Below are 13,404 nucleotides of genomic sequence, written 5' to 3'. Positions count from 1 at the left end.
CATTTATAAAACGTCGATGCTTACCAGACGATGACGGATGCGCCCCAAGTCAGGCCGCCGCCGAAACCGACCAGCACGATGTGATCGCCCTCGTTCACTCTGCCCTGTTCTACCGCTTCCGCCAGCGCGATCGGAATCGAGGCTGCGGAGACATTGCCGTATTTATCCAGATTGATCATACATTTGTCTTCGCTTAGCTCCAAACGATTCAACGCCGATTGGATGATGCGTATGTTAGCTTGGTGCGGCACCAGCAGATCGATATCCTTCTTCTCGATGCCGGCTTTGCGCAGAGCTTCCTCCGCCGCGCTGCCCATAATGCGCACGGCGAATTTGAACACCTCGCTGCCCGCCATATAGATGAAATGCTGCTTGCCTTCGATGCTCTCCGGAGAAACAGGACACCGCGATCCGCCGCCGCGGATGCGCAGCAGCTCGCCGCCGCCCCCGTCGGCCCCTAACTCGAACGACCGGAAGCCGCGGCCTTCCGGCACTTGGCCAAGCACGACCGCACCGGCGCCGTCGCCGAACAAAATGCAAGTATTGCGGTCCGTATAATCCGTAATTTTCGATAAGCATTCCGCGCCTACGACAAGCGCATGTTTATAAGTGCCGACTGCAATGAAATTGGAAGCATTGGCTAAACCGTAGATAAAACCTGAGCAAGCCGCGGACAAGTCGAAAGCGGCCGCTTTCTTCGCTCCCAGCTTTTCCTGCAAAATGCAGGCGGTAGATGGAAACGCCATATCGGGCGTAATCGTCGCTACAATGATCAAATCGAGCTGCTCGGGGCTGATTCCCGCCGCATCAAGCGCCTTGAGCGACGCTTCATAGGCAAGATCGGAGGACGCCTGCTCCGCGCTGACCAGACGGCGTTCACGAATGCCGGTCCGGGTGACGATCCATTCGTCGTTGGTCTCGACCATTTTTTCCAAATCGCGATTGGTCAATACCCGGTCGGGTACGTATTTTCCAGTTCCGATAATGCCTACCGGTAGTAAACTCATAGTCACATCTCGCTCCCGTTACTAAATTCCGTAGATATACTGCGCACCAGTTCATTTTTCACTGCGATACGGGCTTGACGAACGGCATTTTTGATGGCGACGGCGTTGGATGATCCGTGGCTTTTAAGGATAAGCCCGTCCACGCCCAGAAGCGGAGCCGCCCCGTGCTCGCTGTAATCGAAGGAACGGCGGAATTTCATTAAGCCCGGCTTCAGAATCACGGCGGCCAGCTTGGTCATGAAGCTTCTCGTCAGCTCCGTCTTCAACGCGGAGAAAATGGTGGAAGCCGCCCCTTCCAACGCTTTGAGCATAATATTGCCGGCGAAGCCGTCGCAAACCATCACGTCGCACGGCCCGTTAAGCACGTCCCTGGATTCCACGTTTCCGATAAAATGAACCGGCGCCTGCTCTAGCATTGGATAGGCCGCTTTGGTCAGCTCATTTCCCTTCATCGTTTCGGTTCCTACATTGAGCAGCCCGACTTTCGGCTGATGAACCCCATGCACTTTATTGCGGTAAATGCTGCCCATAATCGCGTATTGAACCAGCTCTTCGGGACTGGAATCCATGTTTGCCCCCAGATCGAGAGCCAGCATTCCGGTGCCGTTCAATGTAGGAATCATCGGCGCCAACGCAGGCCGGGTAATTCCTTTGATACGCCCGATCACCAGCACGCCCATCGTCATCAGCGCTCCGGTGTTGCCTGCCGTTATCATGGCGTCGGCTTCCCTGTCTTTCACCATGCGCCCCGCCACCACCATCGAGGCATCCTTTTTCCTTCTAACCGCCTTCACCGGCTCGTCGTCCGACTCAATCACTTCGCTCGCATGCCGAACGATCACGTTGGCCGGCTTGTCTTTCCCTAGCAGCGCATCGATTTTGGCGGAATCCCCTACCAGCACAATCGTAGTGTCTTCCCACTCGCGCGCCGCTTCGACCGCTCCTGTTACCACGACATCGGGGGCATGGTCTCCACCCATTGCATCAATCGCTATCCGCATCAGGCTCTCCTCCCTCCGAACGATCTCTAGTTGAATGATATATGATGAAATTTCCTTGGAAAACGACTTCTTCTCCAATGTAAGTAAAAACCTCTACCTTGGCCTTGCCTTTGGATATGGAACGGACGTAGGCCTTGGCTACGCATTTCTCGCCAAGCTTGACCGGACGCACGAATCGGATGTCCGCCGCCGCGGTTAAGGCGATTTGATCGTTGATCAAAGCAACGGCCAAAGAGTTGGCTTGCGAGAAAATATGGTGTCCGCGAGCAATCTTCGTTCTGGAGAAAACATGCTCCTCGCGAATTTCAAACATGGAGATGCCGCTCTTGTCGAGCTGCAGGTCGATCACGTCGCCGATGACTTCATGCAGCGGCAGCGAGCGCACCTGATCGTACGATTGCTCCGCCATCAGCTTGATTCTCTCCCGCAGTTCGGGTATGCCCAGCTCCAGCCGATCCAGCCTGATCGTTTGTATGCTGACCTGAAACAAGCGCATCAATTCGTCGTCGGTTATAAAAGGGTTGTCTTCAATCGCTTTGGCCAACTGCTGCTGACGCTGACGTTTAGGAAGGCGTTCGATATCGAGCACCACCTTTACTTAGTATGTATCCTGTGATCATTTATATATTTATGAGATAACCCTCTACCGAGGTTTTCCGAAGAGGAGCGACCGCGTTTAGAGAGTGATTTACTCGCCGATCAGAATGCTGTTTAACGCCGCCTTATCGCTGCAAAGAACGGTTAACATCCAATGTGGTCAATAGGGACGGACGCTCCTCCGCCATCTCTTTTTTTCATTCCGCGCTCAGTTCGCCCAGCCGTTAAAGGCCTTGGGGCTTGTATATAAAGTTTTCGCCAGAAAACCAATACGGCTGTGCTGTCGTCCCGTCCGAGGCTCAAGTATTCCGTCACTCGCGTTAAGACGAAGCCGCTCTTCCGAGGTGGATGTTACTATATCTTATGACCAAGTAATAAGAGATAGTATAATGGATTGAGCATGAAAAGGGAAGTAAAAAAATCCCCCAATTTTGCCGCGGGTCCCGCTTTTAAGAGCGCTTCCCTTATCCATTGCGAACATCCGCCAGCCTCCCTGCCCAAGACAGGGGGATGACCGTAAAGAGCTAATACCGCAAAAAAATAGCACTTCACCGTCTGATGAAGTACTATCGTTTTGTGGCATAAACTATTGCTTGATGATCTCTCTTTTTTTGTAAGAACCACACACTTTGCAAACGCGGTGAGCCAATTTCAATTCACCACAACTGTCGCACTTTACCATGCCTGGTACTACTAATTTAAAGTGAGTCCGGCGCTTGTCGCGGCGCGTTTTGGATGTTCTCCTTTGAGGTACTGCCATATTCCCACCTCCTTCAACGAATTCAACCTGCCAAACTTATTGCTTAAAAAAATCCGCCAGTCCGGCAAGCCTCGGATCGGTCGTATCCTGCTTGCAGCCGCACTCATGCATATTGCGATTGCTTCCGCAAACAGGGCATAACCCTTTGCACTCTTCCTCGCACAGCGGCGCGTACGGTAAAGCTACCAGTACATTTTCAATTACGTAGGGCATGAGCTCTATCTTCTCATCCGTGACGAAATGAATGTCTTCATCTTCGTCTTCCGGTTCCGATTCATCTGCAGCAAGAGCAAACGTTTCATGAAAAGGAATGTCCAGCCTTTGCTTCACCGGCTCCAGACAACGGGAACAAGGCTGCTCCACGTCAATCTCCAAGCTTCCGGTCACCTCGGCAGCGTTCTCGCCTGTATGGCGGGCTGACAGATGCGCCTCGACCTGGCCGAAACCGAGCAAATCGGTGCGATGCTTCAAAACATCGGACAAATCGATGGTCTCATCGATAGCGACCGAGTTTGTTGTCTTCGCCAATTCTTTTAAACGAATGAACATGAATATCACCCCAAACAAACAAAGATTATTATAGCGATAATCCTTCCATTTTGTCAACATTTTCAGTTCATGCTATAGTGAATCATAATGAAAACATTGCCAAAACCGCAAAAGGAGCTGCCATGAAAACCGTCGGGCTTATCGTTGAATACAACCCTTTGCATAACGGACACCTTTATCATTTCCAACAATCCAAAAAGGTATCGGGCGCGGACGCCGTCGTAGCCGTCATGAGCGGCCATTTCCTGCAGCGCGGCGAGCCGGCCATGACCGGCAAATGGGCGCGCGCCGAAATGGCGCTGCGCATGGGCGTAGACCTCGTGCTGGAGCTGCCTGTCGCCTTTTCCGCGCAGCCGGCGGAATGGTTCGCTTTCGGCGCCGTGTCCGCGCTGGAGGCGACAGGCGCCGTAGACAGCCTGTGCTTCGGCAGCGAGAGCGGCGACATCGGCTGGCTGCATGCCGCCGCGGAAGCCCTGCACTCGGAGACGCCCGAGTTCCGCGAGCTGCTGCAGCGGGAACTCAAAGCGGGCCTTCCCTATCCGGCCGCCTACGGGCAAGCCGTAGCCCGCTTTATGCCCGGAACGGAAGCTTCTGAGCTGGCCAGGCCCAACAACACCTTAGGGCTTCATTATCTTATCGCCCTCAAGCGGCTGCGCAGCCGGATAGAGCCGCTGACGATCACCCGGCAGAAAGCCGGCTACAACCAGCTTGACATCACCGACCGGCGCATTGCCAGCGCTACCGCGCTTAGGCATATGCTGTTTGAACGTCAAGCGCTGGAGGATATCGTGCCTTACGTGCCGGAAGGCACGATGGAGGTGCTGCGCAGGGAATGGGCAGCCGGCAGGGCTCCGATCGGCTGGGAGCGCTATGACCGGCCCTTGCTGCTTCAGCTGCTGAACCGCAGCGCCGTCCAGCTCGCCTCCCTTCACGAGGTCAGCGAAGGGCTGGAGCACCGGATCAAACAGGCGCTGCCCTCCCTCTCCCCGGACTCCGGCCGGCTGGTCGAGCAGCTCCTCGGCCTGCTGAAGACAAAGCGCTACACGCGCACCAAGCTTCAGCGGATGCTGCTGCGCATTCTGCTTAACCACACGAAAGAAGATCTCTCGCCCGCCGCGCTTCGGGAAGGCGTGCCGTATCTGCGAGTGCTCGGTTTCAGCGCCCGCGGCAAACAGCTGCTTCGGATCATGAAACGAACGGCGAAGGTTCCGGTCGTCACCAAAGTGGCCGCCGTGTCCGAACCCTCGCCGTTCCTGCAGATGGATATTCAGGCTACGTCCATTTACGCGCTGGGTTATCATGCCGCGTCGGAACGCGATCTGTTCCGCGATTATTACGAACCGCCGGTTCAGATCAGCCCTTAGCGGCGTTCTCCTTGTCCGGCAGTCCGCTCAAATATTGCAGCGCGTCGTCGAGCGTTCCGACGGGGACGATCTTCATCTTCGTATGAATATCTTCTCCCCGTTGGACGGCGTCGGTATAATTATTTATCCTCTGCCCGCTTGAAGCAACGTAGTCTTTCGGAGCGAAAAAGATGTCCGCCCCCGCTTTGTCGGCGGCGATAACCTTATGCTGAATGCCTCCGATCACCCCGACGACGCCCTTCTCGTCGATCGTTCCCGTACCGGCTATTTTATAGCCCTTCGTAATATCCTCCGGCGTCAGCTTATTGATAATTTCCAGCGTGAACATAAGCCCCGCCGACGGCCCGCCAATATCCCCGGCTTTAATCTTCACCTGCTTCGTTTCGTCTTCGGCTTTTACGCTCTGCATATTGGCCGGGACGACGCCGAGGCCGACGCGGCGTTCGGCAGACTTATCCTGAGACGATCCTTCGTCAGCCGGCAGCACCGCCAGCTGGATCGAGTCCGTCTTCGTTACTTTTTTCCTCTTGTAGGTGATCGCTGCGGAATCTCCGGCTTGTTTGCTTTTCAGCAGCTTTTGCAAATCCTCGGTCTTTTCAACCGGAGTGTCGTCCACCTTGACGATAAAGTCGCCCGGCTGCAGCACTTTGAACGCCGGAAATTCTTTGAAAACCTGCATAATGACGACGCCGTCATTGCTGATCTTGTAAGGAATGTTCAGCTTGTGATATGCGGCCTGGATCGCGCTGGATTGCGATGAGAGCATATTCACTTCCTGCCGCTGCGTATATTCCTGCTCGGTCTCATCCTTTTGCAGCAGCTCCGTCTTCCTGTGCAGCTCCTCATACGGCCTCACGAACGACAGCAGGTAGCTAAATACCGTCGCATCGCTTACCCTGACGGTCGTTAACATAAAGGAACCCCGCTCCTCATAGTTCTGCTTGGCATGCACCATCGGCTGAAGGATTTCAGCCGTGCCAGCGGAGAAAATGAACAAGGGCAGCGGTAAAAAATACACCGCGTACACCAAAGCGATAGCGATAAAAACGGAAACGACGATGCGCGACGCCCGTTGGATATGTCTTCTGTCTTCCATCCTTTTCTCCCCTCAAAGCCGTATGCTTATCCCTATTGCGCAAGCCGCCCCGATCATGGTTGCCGCTGCTTGGTCTAAACGATACGGACAAAGCGTAAACATGTACCATCATCCTGGAATCGGAGTTGATAGCTGATGGCCGGCTTAAAAATGTTATCCTCCCAGCGCATGACAACCTTGACGCTCGGTTGCTTGGCTCTGTTATTGGTCGTATGTATTATTTTATTTCCCGATCGCGCTTTTCAATCGTCCCTGCAAGGATTAACCATCTGGTGGAAGCTGGTTTTCCCTGCTCTGCTGCCCTTCTTCATTGTGACGGAAATCGTGCGGGGAATGGGCATTCTCCATGCGCTGGGAACTCTGTTCGACCCGTTGCTGCGCCTTCTGTTCCGTCTGCCCGGCATCGGCGGATGGGCCATCGCGGTCGGTTGCACATCCGGTACGCCCTCCGGTGCCGTAGCCGTAGGAACGTTAAGGCGGGATCGGCTTGTCAGCCGGGACGAGGCGGAGCGTCTGCTCACCTTGAGCCATGTGATGAGCCCGGTTTTCCTGATCACCGTCGTCGGCGTCGGTTTTCTGCACAATGCTCAAAGCGGACTGGCGTTGGCTCTTCTCCATTACGGTTCGGCGCTGCTTGTCGGCGTATGGCAGCGCATTTCGCATTCCCGTCATCCGCTTGCCGCGGATATCGCCGAGAAGCGGGCGGAGCTTAAGCGAGCTTCGACCGCAACCAATCTGTTTTCCAGAAGCGCCTACGCGTTCCACGTCGCCAAAGCAAAGGACGGGCGCACGTTCGGCAAGCTGCTGGGCGATTCCGTCACCCATTCGGTACAGCAGCTAATGGCCGTGGGCGGGCTTATGATGATGTTCTCCGTCCTCGTTCATGCGCTGTCGATGTCGGAAGTGTTATCTTTTATCGGACTTGCCTTCTCTGCAGCAGGATTCGGTACCCCCCAGGAAGTAAATTCGGTCATCGCCGCGCTGCTTCCCGGACTGTTCGAGCCCCATTTGGGCGCATACGCAGTAGGCCAGGCGGAAGTGTTTCCCGGTTCATGGCCTTATGCGCTGCTCAGCGCCTTGCTCGCCTGGGGAGGGTTATCCACCCACGCGCAGATGAAAAGCTTTACGTTGGGAACAGACATCCGATATACCGCTTTCCTGAAGTCGAGACTTCTGCATGCGGCATTTTCTTTTATTGCAACCGCCGCTTTTTGGAGGCCGCTGAACGGTCTCTTGTCGTCAGGCATTCCCGTATGGCTGCCCGGCTCGGCCCCTGCGCCCCTGAGCGTACAAGAATGGAACTTGTGGCCTCTCCTGACGCCTGCGTTCTTCTGGTTTAGCGGCATTCTGCTGCTGATGCTGCTCTTGTCCGTCTTCGCCGCCTTTGCTCTGCGCCATAACCGGCGCGGCTCCAGTCTTTAGCGAGGCGCGTATTTCAGCAAAAGCGCCTTCTCGACCTGTTCGGGAACGAGACCCGTAACCGGCCCGTGGAAGCGGGCGATCTCTTTGACGATACTTGAGCTCAAATACGAATATTGCGGTGTCGAGGTCATGAAAAACGTCTCAAAATGCTCATCCAGCTTCCGGTTCATCGAAGCCATCTGCAATTCGTATTCAAAATCGGATACCGCTCTCAAACCGCGCACGATCAAGTGCGCGTTTTTTTGTTTCATATAGTTGATCAGAAGATCGCGAAAGCTGTCAATTTCCACATTCGGCAAATCGCTCGTTACTTTTCTAAGCAGCTCGGTGCGTTCCTCCAACGTAAACAGCGGATTTTTGCTCGTATTATTCAAAACGGCCACAACCAGCTTGTCAAATACTTTAGCCGACCGGTGAATGATATCCAAATGGCCGTTCGTCACAGGGTCGAAGCTGCCCGGATATACGGCGATCTTCATTCCGAAATGTTCAATACTCATAAATTCAGTCAACTCCTCCGACAAATGCCGCTACTCTTGCGCTTTGTTTTTATAAATCGTTATGGCCGTGTCTCCGTATTCGGCTCTGCGAACCCATTCCAAACGGCCGATCGGCTCCTCGTAAGCATCCTCGGCATCATGTTCCATAACGATGGTCGCATAGGAATTCAGCATATCGGCCTCATCCAATTGCTCCACCAGCTCCCGAACCAGTTTGAGCCGGTATGGCGGGTCCAAAAACACCAGATCAAATTTGACTCCCCGCTTCGTTAATGCCTTGACGGCTCTCTGCGCGTCGTTTCGGTATATCTCGGCCTGGTCCGTGAATCCGGTCGCCTGCAAATTTTGCCGGATCGTGTCGATCGACTTCTTGTCGATGTCGGTCAACACCGCTCTCTCCATTCCGCGGCTCAGCGCTTCAATACTTAATCCGCCGGTGCCTGCGAACAGATCCAGCACATGACCTCCTTCGAAATAAGGGCCGATCATGCTAAAAATAGCCTCCTTCACCTTATCGGTGGTAGGCCGCGTGCCCATGCCAGGTACAGCCTTCAATGGCCTTCCCTTGGCACTCCCTGATATGACTCTCATTGATTTCCACCTTCTACCGGATAGTAATGCTATCGTACCACAAACGTAAACTTTTGCACAAAAAAATATCAGTGCCTATGTATAGATCGCCCGAAATGTGTCTATCCTTATATCATCGACATCCGAAAATGTCGTAGACAACCGCGGAGAAGGCTTACGTTCCCCATAAGCTCTTCGTCCGGTTTCTCCTCTCCCATGAATGGGCCCCGTCGCAAGACGGGGCCTAATTTATTTTAAAAATCCTTTAGTAATAAGGGTTTATACTGATCTCCCCACACTTGAATATTGTACAATTTATAAGTTGGGTACCGATTGGGCACCAAAATTAAATAGGTGGAATCCGACGTACACCTCGAACACGACCGTCCCCCCATGCTGCCACCTATGCACATCAAGACGACTACGTAGCTGTCGCTGCATCCTGAACGATGCATTCAATTCCGGATCAGACCAATGTTCAAAACGCTTCGCCATTTGGCCGTCAAGGTAATCACCTTCGAAGCCAAAGAGAAGGACAACGAACCGACCTTTGCTCGGATAGATAAATCATCTATACGACTGGCCTACCCGAACGAAAAGTTGCTGTCAATCATCGAGAAGCATCAATTGCATCCCATCACGATCCACTGTTTACGCCATACTCACGCCTCGCTATTGTTCGAAACCGGCGTTACGTCAAGGAAGTTCAGGAGTGCTTGATCACTCCGATCCGATATCAAAATGACCATGAACATCTATATCCAAGTAACGAGGGCGATCAAGGAAAAGAACGTGGAACATTTCGAGAAATTCATGAAAATATGACCACTTCTAGGTATGGTCGCATATGGTCAAAAATTAAATATGGTCACGGACTCCTTTTGGGCAAAAGGAAAGCCCCAAACCATTGAAGGTCTGAGGCTGAAATCCCTTGTACAGCGATGCTCTTAACGTTTCGAGAACTGAGGCGCACGATATGCCGCTTTCAATCCATACTTTTTACGCTCTTTCGCATATACCTTCCAAGCCTTCCGTTTTAGGAAGAAATTCGTTACGAATTACGTTAATTTAGGATCATTTCGGGTACGAATATGGTCAAGAAAATATTATTGAGTAGAGAAATCACACCAACTGAGTGATCTCTCTACTTTCCGGATTCTTTATCTGCAAAGGAAGTGAAAATATCCGCAAATCGCTTGTCCAAAAATTCAGCCATCTTTGCCGCATGAAAGCTCCAATTTTGACCCCTTGATTTGGGATAGAATACAAACCCACCTTGCTCAACATCTAGTATTTTCTTGAATCGCGGCTGATACAAGATGTTTTCTTTGATCCAAACTTGGCCCTTGTTCACACGCCGTTCGAGGTCCTGCATCGACCAGTAAATCCCTAATAGTTCCTGCTTTCTTAACTCCTCCAGTTCGACCCTGCTGATCAAAACAGATTCAGCAGGGATCGGAATGGTGAGTTGCAGGGTCAAACGCTGCATGGCATACTCCTCCATTTTCCTCTGGCTCCGTAAAATAGTTTTTCCATGCTCAAGATTCTTATTACTATCCACGTGAGTAATCGCAATAGAGAAGACGTCGAGCAGGCTGTAGCATCGACTGAGTAGCGCTTCGACGCCCCGGGCCTGCAGCAATCACGCGGCCGGCAGTAGCCATCGTATCTTGCTTGTTGTAGAAGCACAGTTTGAATACCTTCATGCCGATTCTAGGGGCAATGACAGTTTCGTCGTCCCCGAACAAGGTGCAGCGTGCCCCCGACCGGGTCGACCGTTGCGCCTGCGGCTAACTCGGCCAATTCGAGCGCGATGAAGGATCCGCCTCGGTTTTAGGAAACTCCCCATAACCCGGACGCGTACGACGTCGCTTTCGGCGCCATATTTGTCGATGAGCATTTGGATGTACTGGTCCGCTTACTATTACGGCTATCTACTTTATGAGTGCGAAAAGGCTTATGGTCACGATTATGGGAGTCATAAAAAAAGCCGCTCGTTCTTGTAAGGTTTCCACACATGAGTAGCTTGTTATCATCGCCAGATAACGTACCTTGAATAGCTTCCATGATCGGATCGGCAACACCGGAAGCTTCGTCCACGATGAAAAGCATGTGGTCCACGTGGAAGCCCTGCATGTTCTCCGGCTTGTTTGCTGTCCGAGCTGTCGCGAACCAACGTTCCTCATGACCGATCATGTAAACCTTGGTTTTCGTCCATTTCAATAGGTTTTTCACCATGGACGATTCAAGCCACTTGGCAACCTCAGCCCATAAGACGTCATTGAGCTGCTGTTTAGTCGGGGCCGTACACACTACCCGAGAATTCGGCCGGCAGCACAGAAACCAGATTACAAGCACCGCCTCAAAACCGGTCTTCCCGACACCCTGCCCGGAGCGGACACTCGTGCGCGGGTACTGCGCAACGTCCATCATAGCTACTTGCTGCCATTCGTCTGCGCTGAACCCCAGCATGTCCTCACCGAAAGCAACTGGGTCATCCCAGTGTTCAAGCACGAGATCGGAAACGACTTTATAGGGCTTACTCATCGACGGCCACCCCAGCCCGTTTTGCTTTACACCGCTGTGCAATTTCCTTTAGGGTATCGGTCCAGCTTTGCGTTGCGCCAGCGCCGCCCTGGAGTTTCTGCAGTTCGATACGCATTGTTGCAGTGCGGATTTCCTTTTCCTCGTCCAGCAGCTTGTTCTTGATTTCAATCGCCTTTATCTTCTGGCCCTGCACCCGGGTCAGCGCCTCCTCGATACGAAGGATATCCTCGATCGCCCGGTACGACGTTTCTTCGAGCTCAGCCGATCACCAACTTATCACTTTCTTTGATGATCGTTCTTGTTTGGCCAGCGCGATCGTCGTGAACCGGAGTCGCCTCCTTCTTGGTCCGCAGCTGCTGCAGCACGCAGCGTTGTTTTTCCGTCAGCCCGCTTGCCAGCCGCTGTATACGTTGAAGCATACGGCGCTCCCGAATGGTCAGGAGTGTAATGGACTCGTCGGCCTGCTGGACGGGGTCGGTGCTGATGTCGACCAGCGCCGCCTTGATTACCGACGGCGTTCTTATTCCCTTTTGGTGCTCCCTTTCGTTTGGTAACGTTACTGTTCGATTCATTAGTAACGTTACCTTTCATTTCGTTCGCCCATTTATCTTGAGACTTCCATTTTCGTATCTGTGTTTCCCCGATACAAAGTGCGGCGGCAATGTCCTTAAGTTTCATTTCCCCCGCCACTATCCTGCCACATCTGTTTGGCTTTATCTCGATCAGGGCTTCGCTCTCTGGCCACTACACAATCACCACCCCCGCTGCCGATAAAATTATATATCCATAAATTAGGAGTGAATAACTAATGCTTTTTGTTTCTATTGCAATCGCATTTTCAATATTCGCATTTCTCTTAACACTCGAAATTTATACGTTGAGAAAATTAAAAAAGAAAATATTCCGTTGTTTTGAAAGAAATATGTCTTGGAGTAAAAAGAAGCATCTCCAAAAAGACCCGGACTACCTATTTAACGAGGTAAGGAATCTGTCGCCCCACTTGCGTAGAAAACTAAAATTTATTGTTCGTAATTCAACCGACGATTCTACAACTGCAGCGACATTTAACGGAATGACCGTAATAGTCTCCGTCACACTATCTATGATGGCCATTATGGTATCAGTATTTTCCCTACTTAATGACCAAGTGGAGGAGAAGCTACTAGTTGTATTATTTGATATGTTAGAATATTTGCAGTACTTTTTAGTTTATTTAGGTATGGCATTTTTACAGTATGCAATTAGAATCAGGTTTATCGAAAGTACAAAAGATTTCCTTAATAAGTTTTCCGTAGCTATCGATGAAGTTGAAATAGAACTTGCTGTCATACCTCATCCTTCTGAAGCTCAATATCTAACTCGATCAGCTTCCGAAGATCATCGACAGTGTTGATCTCGATACGTTTTTCCTGAAAGTCACGTACCCAACGGGCAACCGCAGCCTTGATAATCTTGCGATAATGCTCTTTGGATTCGATGATTCCTTGCAAAACTTCAATAAGCCACGTTCAAGTGTGCGTGCTGGTTGCCCGTGACTGTCCGAAAATGACTTACTCTGGCGTACTTGGGCGTGGACGTATTCGGACTACAAAAATTCGACGAAGCGATTGGTGGTCATCTATCTGACTCAAACGTGTTATGCACTGATTCATGGAGGGCATTTAGCTCCTATGCGAATTCAAAAGGCATGACTCATTACCGGTTCAAGTCCGACGGAAAACAACGTGCCGCTTGAAGAAATGGATGGATCGCTTCAATGGTGTTGCAACGAAATATTTACAGCACTATTTGGCTTGGTTTCGATACTTAGACAGCAAGGAGTATGAGAATACCGCATCGAATAAGAAAAATATGTTGGTCAAATCGTGCCTGTTTACTGTGACCGACACGAACACCAAACTTCGCCTTCTGCTTATTCTTGTTAAACGGGCAGTTATGCGTAACTTCCACGGAATGTAAACATCTAAATAACGTAAGGAACGAGGAGGCAG

15 protein-coding genes and 3 pseudogenes are annotated in these 13,404 nt (G+C 51.7%); 4 read left to right on the top strand and 14 right to left on the bottom strand.

Annotation, left to right across the window (positions count from 1 at the left end; all coding sequences use genetic code 11):
* Nucleotides 1-20: 20 nt before the first annotated feature.
* The 5 genes from SK3146_RS32965 to SK3146_RS32945 all read right to left on the bottom strand — a co-directional run bounded on the left by SK3146_RS32965 (nt 21) and on the right by SK3146_RS32945 (nt 3,914).
* Nucleotides 21-1,007 carry a beta-ketoacyl-ACP synthase III gene (locus SK3146_RS32965; protein WP_249862764.1) on the bottom strand — a complete coding sequence of 329 codons (987 nt, stop codon included), beginning with the start codon at nt 1,005-1,007 and terminating at the stop codon, nt 21-23.
* A gap of 2 nt (nt 1,008-1,009) precedes the next feature.
* Complete coding sequence (gene plsX, locus SK3146_RS32960; protein WP_249862763.1) at nt 1,010-2,008, bottom strand: phosphate acyltransferase PlsX; 999 nt, start codon at nt 2,006-2,008, stop codon at nt 1,010-1,012.
* The gene (gene fapR / locus SK3146_RS32955; RefSeq protein ID WP_249862762.1) at nt 1,992-2,600 is read right to left on the bottom strand and encodes a transcription factor FapR; all 609 of its coding nucleotides are present in this window, start codon (nt 2,598-2,600) and stop codon (nt 1,992-1,994) included. The genes plsX and fapR overlap by 17 nt, the downstream gene beginning before the upstream one ends.
* A 591-nt stretch (nt 2,601-3,191) precedes the next feature.
* Complete coding sequence (gene rpmF / locus SK3146_RS32950; RefSeq protein WP_171651660.1) at nt 3,192-3,365, bottom strand: 50S ribosomal protein L32; 174 nt, start codon at nt 3,363-3,365, stop codon at nt 3,192-3,194.
* A 36-nt stretch (nt 3,366-3,401) separates the two neighbouring features.
* Entirely contained in the window at nt 3,402-3,914 is a 513-nt protein-coding gene (locus tag SK3146_RS32945; protein ID WP_249862761.1) for a YceD family protein, read from the bottom strand.
* Between the two features lie 122 nt (nt 3,915-4,036).
* Between SK3146_RS32945 and SK3146_RS32940 the strand changes: the two genes are divergently transcribed.
* On the top strand, nt 4,037-5,278 hold the full coding sequence (locus tag SK3146_RS32940) for a nucleotidyltransferase (protein WP_249862760.1): 1,242 nt from the start codon (nt 4,037-4,039) through the stop codon (nt 5,276-5,278).
* Here the strand turns inward: SK3146_RS32940 and SK3146_RS32935 are convergent.
* A complete protein-coding gene (locus SK3146_RS32935) occupies nt 5,268-6,374 on the bottom strand; it encodes a YlbL family protein (protein WP_249862759.1) in 1,107 nt (368 codons plus the stop codon). The genes SK3146_RS32940 and SK3146_RS32935 overlap by 11 nt on opposite strands.
* A gap of 135 nt (nt 6,375-6,509) precedes the next feature.
* Here SK3146_RS32935 and SK3146_RS32930 point away from each other — a divergent pair, with 135 nt between their 5' ends.
* Nucleotides 6,510-7,796: a nucleoside recognition domain-containing protein gene (locus SK3146_RS32930; protein WP_249862758.1), complete on the top strand. Its 1,287-nt coding sequence runs from the start codon at nt 6,510-6,512 to the stop codon at nt 7,794-7,796.
* Here SK3146_RS32930 and coaD read toward each other — a convergent pair.
* From coaD to SK3146_RS35085, 8 genes and pseudogenes are all read right to left on the bottom strand, one after another.
* A complete protein-coding gene (gene coaD / locus SK3146_RS32925) occupies nt 7,793-8,296 on the bottom strand; it encodes a pantetheine-phosphate adenylyltransferase (RefSeq protein ID WP_249862757.1) in 504 nt (167 codons plus the stop codon). The two genes, SK3146_RS32930 and coaD, sit on opposite strands and share 4 nt — an antisense overlap.
* A gap of 30 nt (nt 8,297-8,326) precedes the next feature.
* On the bottom strand, nt 8,327-8,887 hold the full coding sequence (rsmD, locus tag SK3146_RS32920) for a 16S rRNA (guanine(966)-N(2))-methyltransferase RsmD (RefSeq protein ID WP_249862756.1): 561 nt from the start codon (nt 8,885-8,887) through the stop codon (nt 8,327-8,329).
* A 1,123-nt stretch (nt 8,888-10,010) separates the two neighbouring features.
* Entirely contained in the window at nt 10,011-10,508 is a 498-nt protein-coding gene (locus tag SK3146_RS32915; protein WP_434006847.1) for a DUF771 domain-containing protein, read from the bottom strand.
* Nucleotides 10,507-11,413, bottom strand: a pseudogene (locus tag SK3146_RS32910) (terminase B); the annotation flags it as partial. The gene SK3146_RS32915 and the pseudogene SK3146_RS32910, both read right to left, overlap by 2 nt.
* Nucleotides 11,406-11,606: a hypothetical protein gene (locus tag SK3146_RS32905; RefSeq protein WP_249862754.1), complete on the bottom strand. Its 201-nt coding sequence runs from the start codon at nt 11,604-11,606 to the stop codon at nt 11,406-11,408. The pseudogene SK3146_RS32910 and the gene SK3146_RS32905, both read right to left, overlap by 8 nt.
* Nucleotides 11,607-11,670: 64 nt before the next feature.
* Entirely contained in the window at nt 11,671-11,985 is a 315-nt protein-coding gene (locus tag SK3146_RS32900) for a hypothetical protein (protein WP_249866542.1), read from the bottom strand.
* Between the two features lie 28 nt (nt 11,986-12,013).
* Nucleotides 12,014-12,091, bottom strand: a pseudogene (locus SK3146_RS32895) (phage terminase small subunit-related protein); the annotation flags it as partial.
* On the bottom strand, nt 12,081-12,158 hold the full coding sequence (locus SK3146_RS35085; protein WP_283942854.1) for a phage terminase small subunit-related protein: 78 nt from the start codon (nt 12,156-12,158) through the stop codon (nt 12,081-12,083). The gene SK3146_RS35085 and the pseudogene SK3146_RS32895, both read right to left, overlap by 11 nt.
* Nucleotides 12,159-12,221: 63 nt before the next feature.
* Between SK3146_RS35085 and SK3146_RS32890 the strand changes: the two genes are divergently transcribed.
* Nucleotides 12,222-12,806: a hypothetical protein gene (locus SK3146_RS32890; RefSeq protein ID WP_249862753.1), complete on the top strand. Its 585-nt coding sequence runs from the start codon at nt 12,222-12,224 to the stop codon at nt 12,804-12,806.
* Between the two features lie 104 nt (nt 12,807-12,910).
* A pseudogene (locus tag SK3146_RS32885) lies at nt 12,911-13,372 on the top strand (IS1595 family transposase); the annotation flags it as partial.
* Between the last annotated feature and the right edge of the window lie 32 nt (nt 13,373-13,404).

The sequence above is a fragment of the Paenibacillus konkukensis genome (assembly GCF_023523925.1).
GTDB classification, from domain to species: Bacteria; Bacillota; Bacilli; order Paenibacillales; family NBRC-103111; genus Paenibacillus_S; species Paenibacillus_S doosanensis.
The sequence above is the reverse complement of the archived record's forward strand: the minus strand, read 5'-3'. Positions and strand labels throughout refer to the sequence as shown.

Bases quoted from the DNA above. Each gene is read 5' to 3' on its own strand.
- SK3146_RS32935 (WP_249862759.1), bottom strand. From the start codon at position 6,374: ATGGAAGACAGAAGACATATCCAACGGGCGTCGCGCATCGTCGTTTCC.
- rpmF (WP_171651660.1), bottom strand. From the start codon at position 3,365: ATGGCAGTACCTCAAAGGAGAACATCCAAAACGCGCCGCGACAAGCGC.
- rsmD (WP_249862756.1), bottom strand. From the start codon at position 8,887: ATGAGAGTCATATCAGGGAGTGCCAAGGGAAGGCCATTGAAGGCTGTA.
- SK3146_RS32930 (WP_249862758.1), top strand. From the start codon at position 6,510: ATGGCCGGCTTAAAAATGTTATCCTCCCAGCGCATGACAACCTTGACG.
- coaD (WP_249862757.1), bottom strand. From the start codon at position 8,296: ATGAGTATTGAACATTTCGGAATGAAGATCGCCGTATATCCGGGCAGC.
- SK3146_RS32890 (WP_249862753.1), top strand. From the start codon at position 12,222: ATGCTTTTTGTTTCTATTGCAATCGCATTTTCAATATTCGCATTTCTC.
- SK3146_RS32900 (WP_249866542.1), bottom strand. From the start codon at position 11,985: ATGAATCGAACAGTAACGTTACCAAACGAAAGGGAGCACCAAAAGGGA.
- SK3146_RS32940 (WP_249862760.1), top strand. From the start codon at position 4,037: ATGAAAACCGTCGGGCTTATCGTTGAATACAACCCTTTGCATAACGGA.
- SK3146_RS32965 (WP_249862764.1), bottom strand. From the start codon at position 1,007: ATGAGTTTACTACCGGTAGGCATTATCGGAACTGGAAAATACGTACCC.
- plsX (WP_249862763.1), bottom strand. From the start codon at position 2,008: ATGCGGATAGCGATTGATGCAATGGGTGGAGACCATGCCCCCGATGTC.
- SK3146_RS32945 (WP_249862761.1), bottom strand. From the start codon at position 3,914: ATGTTCATTCGTTTAAAAGAATTGGCGAAGACAACAAACTCGGTCGCT.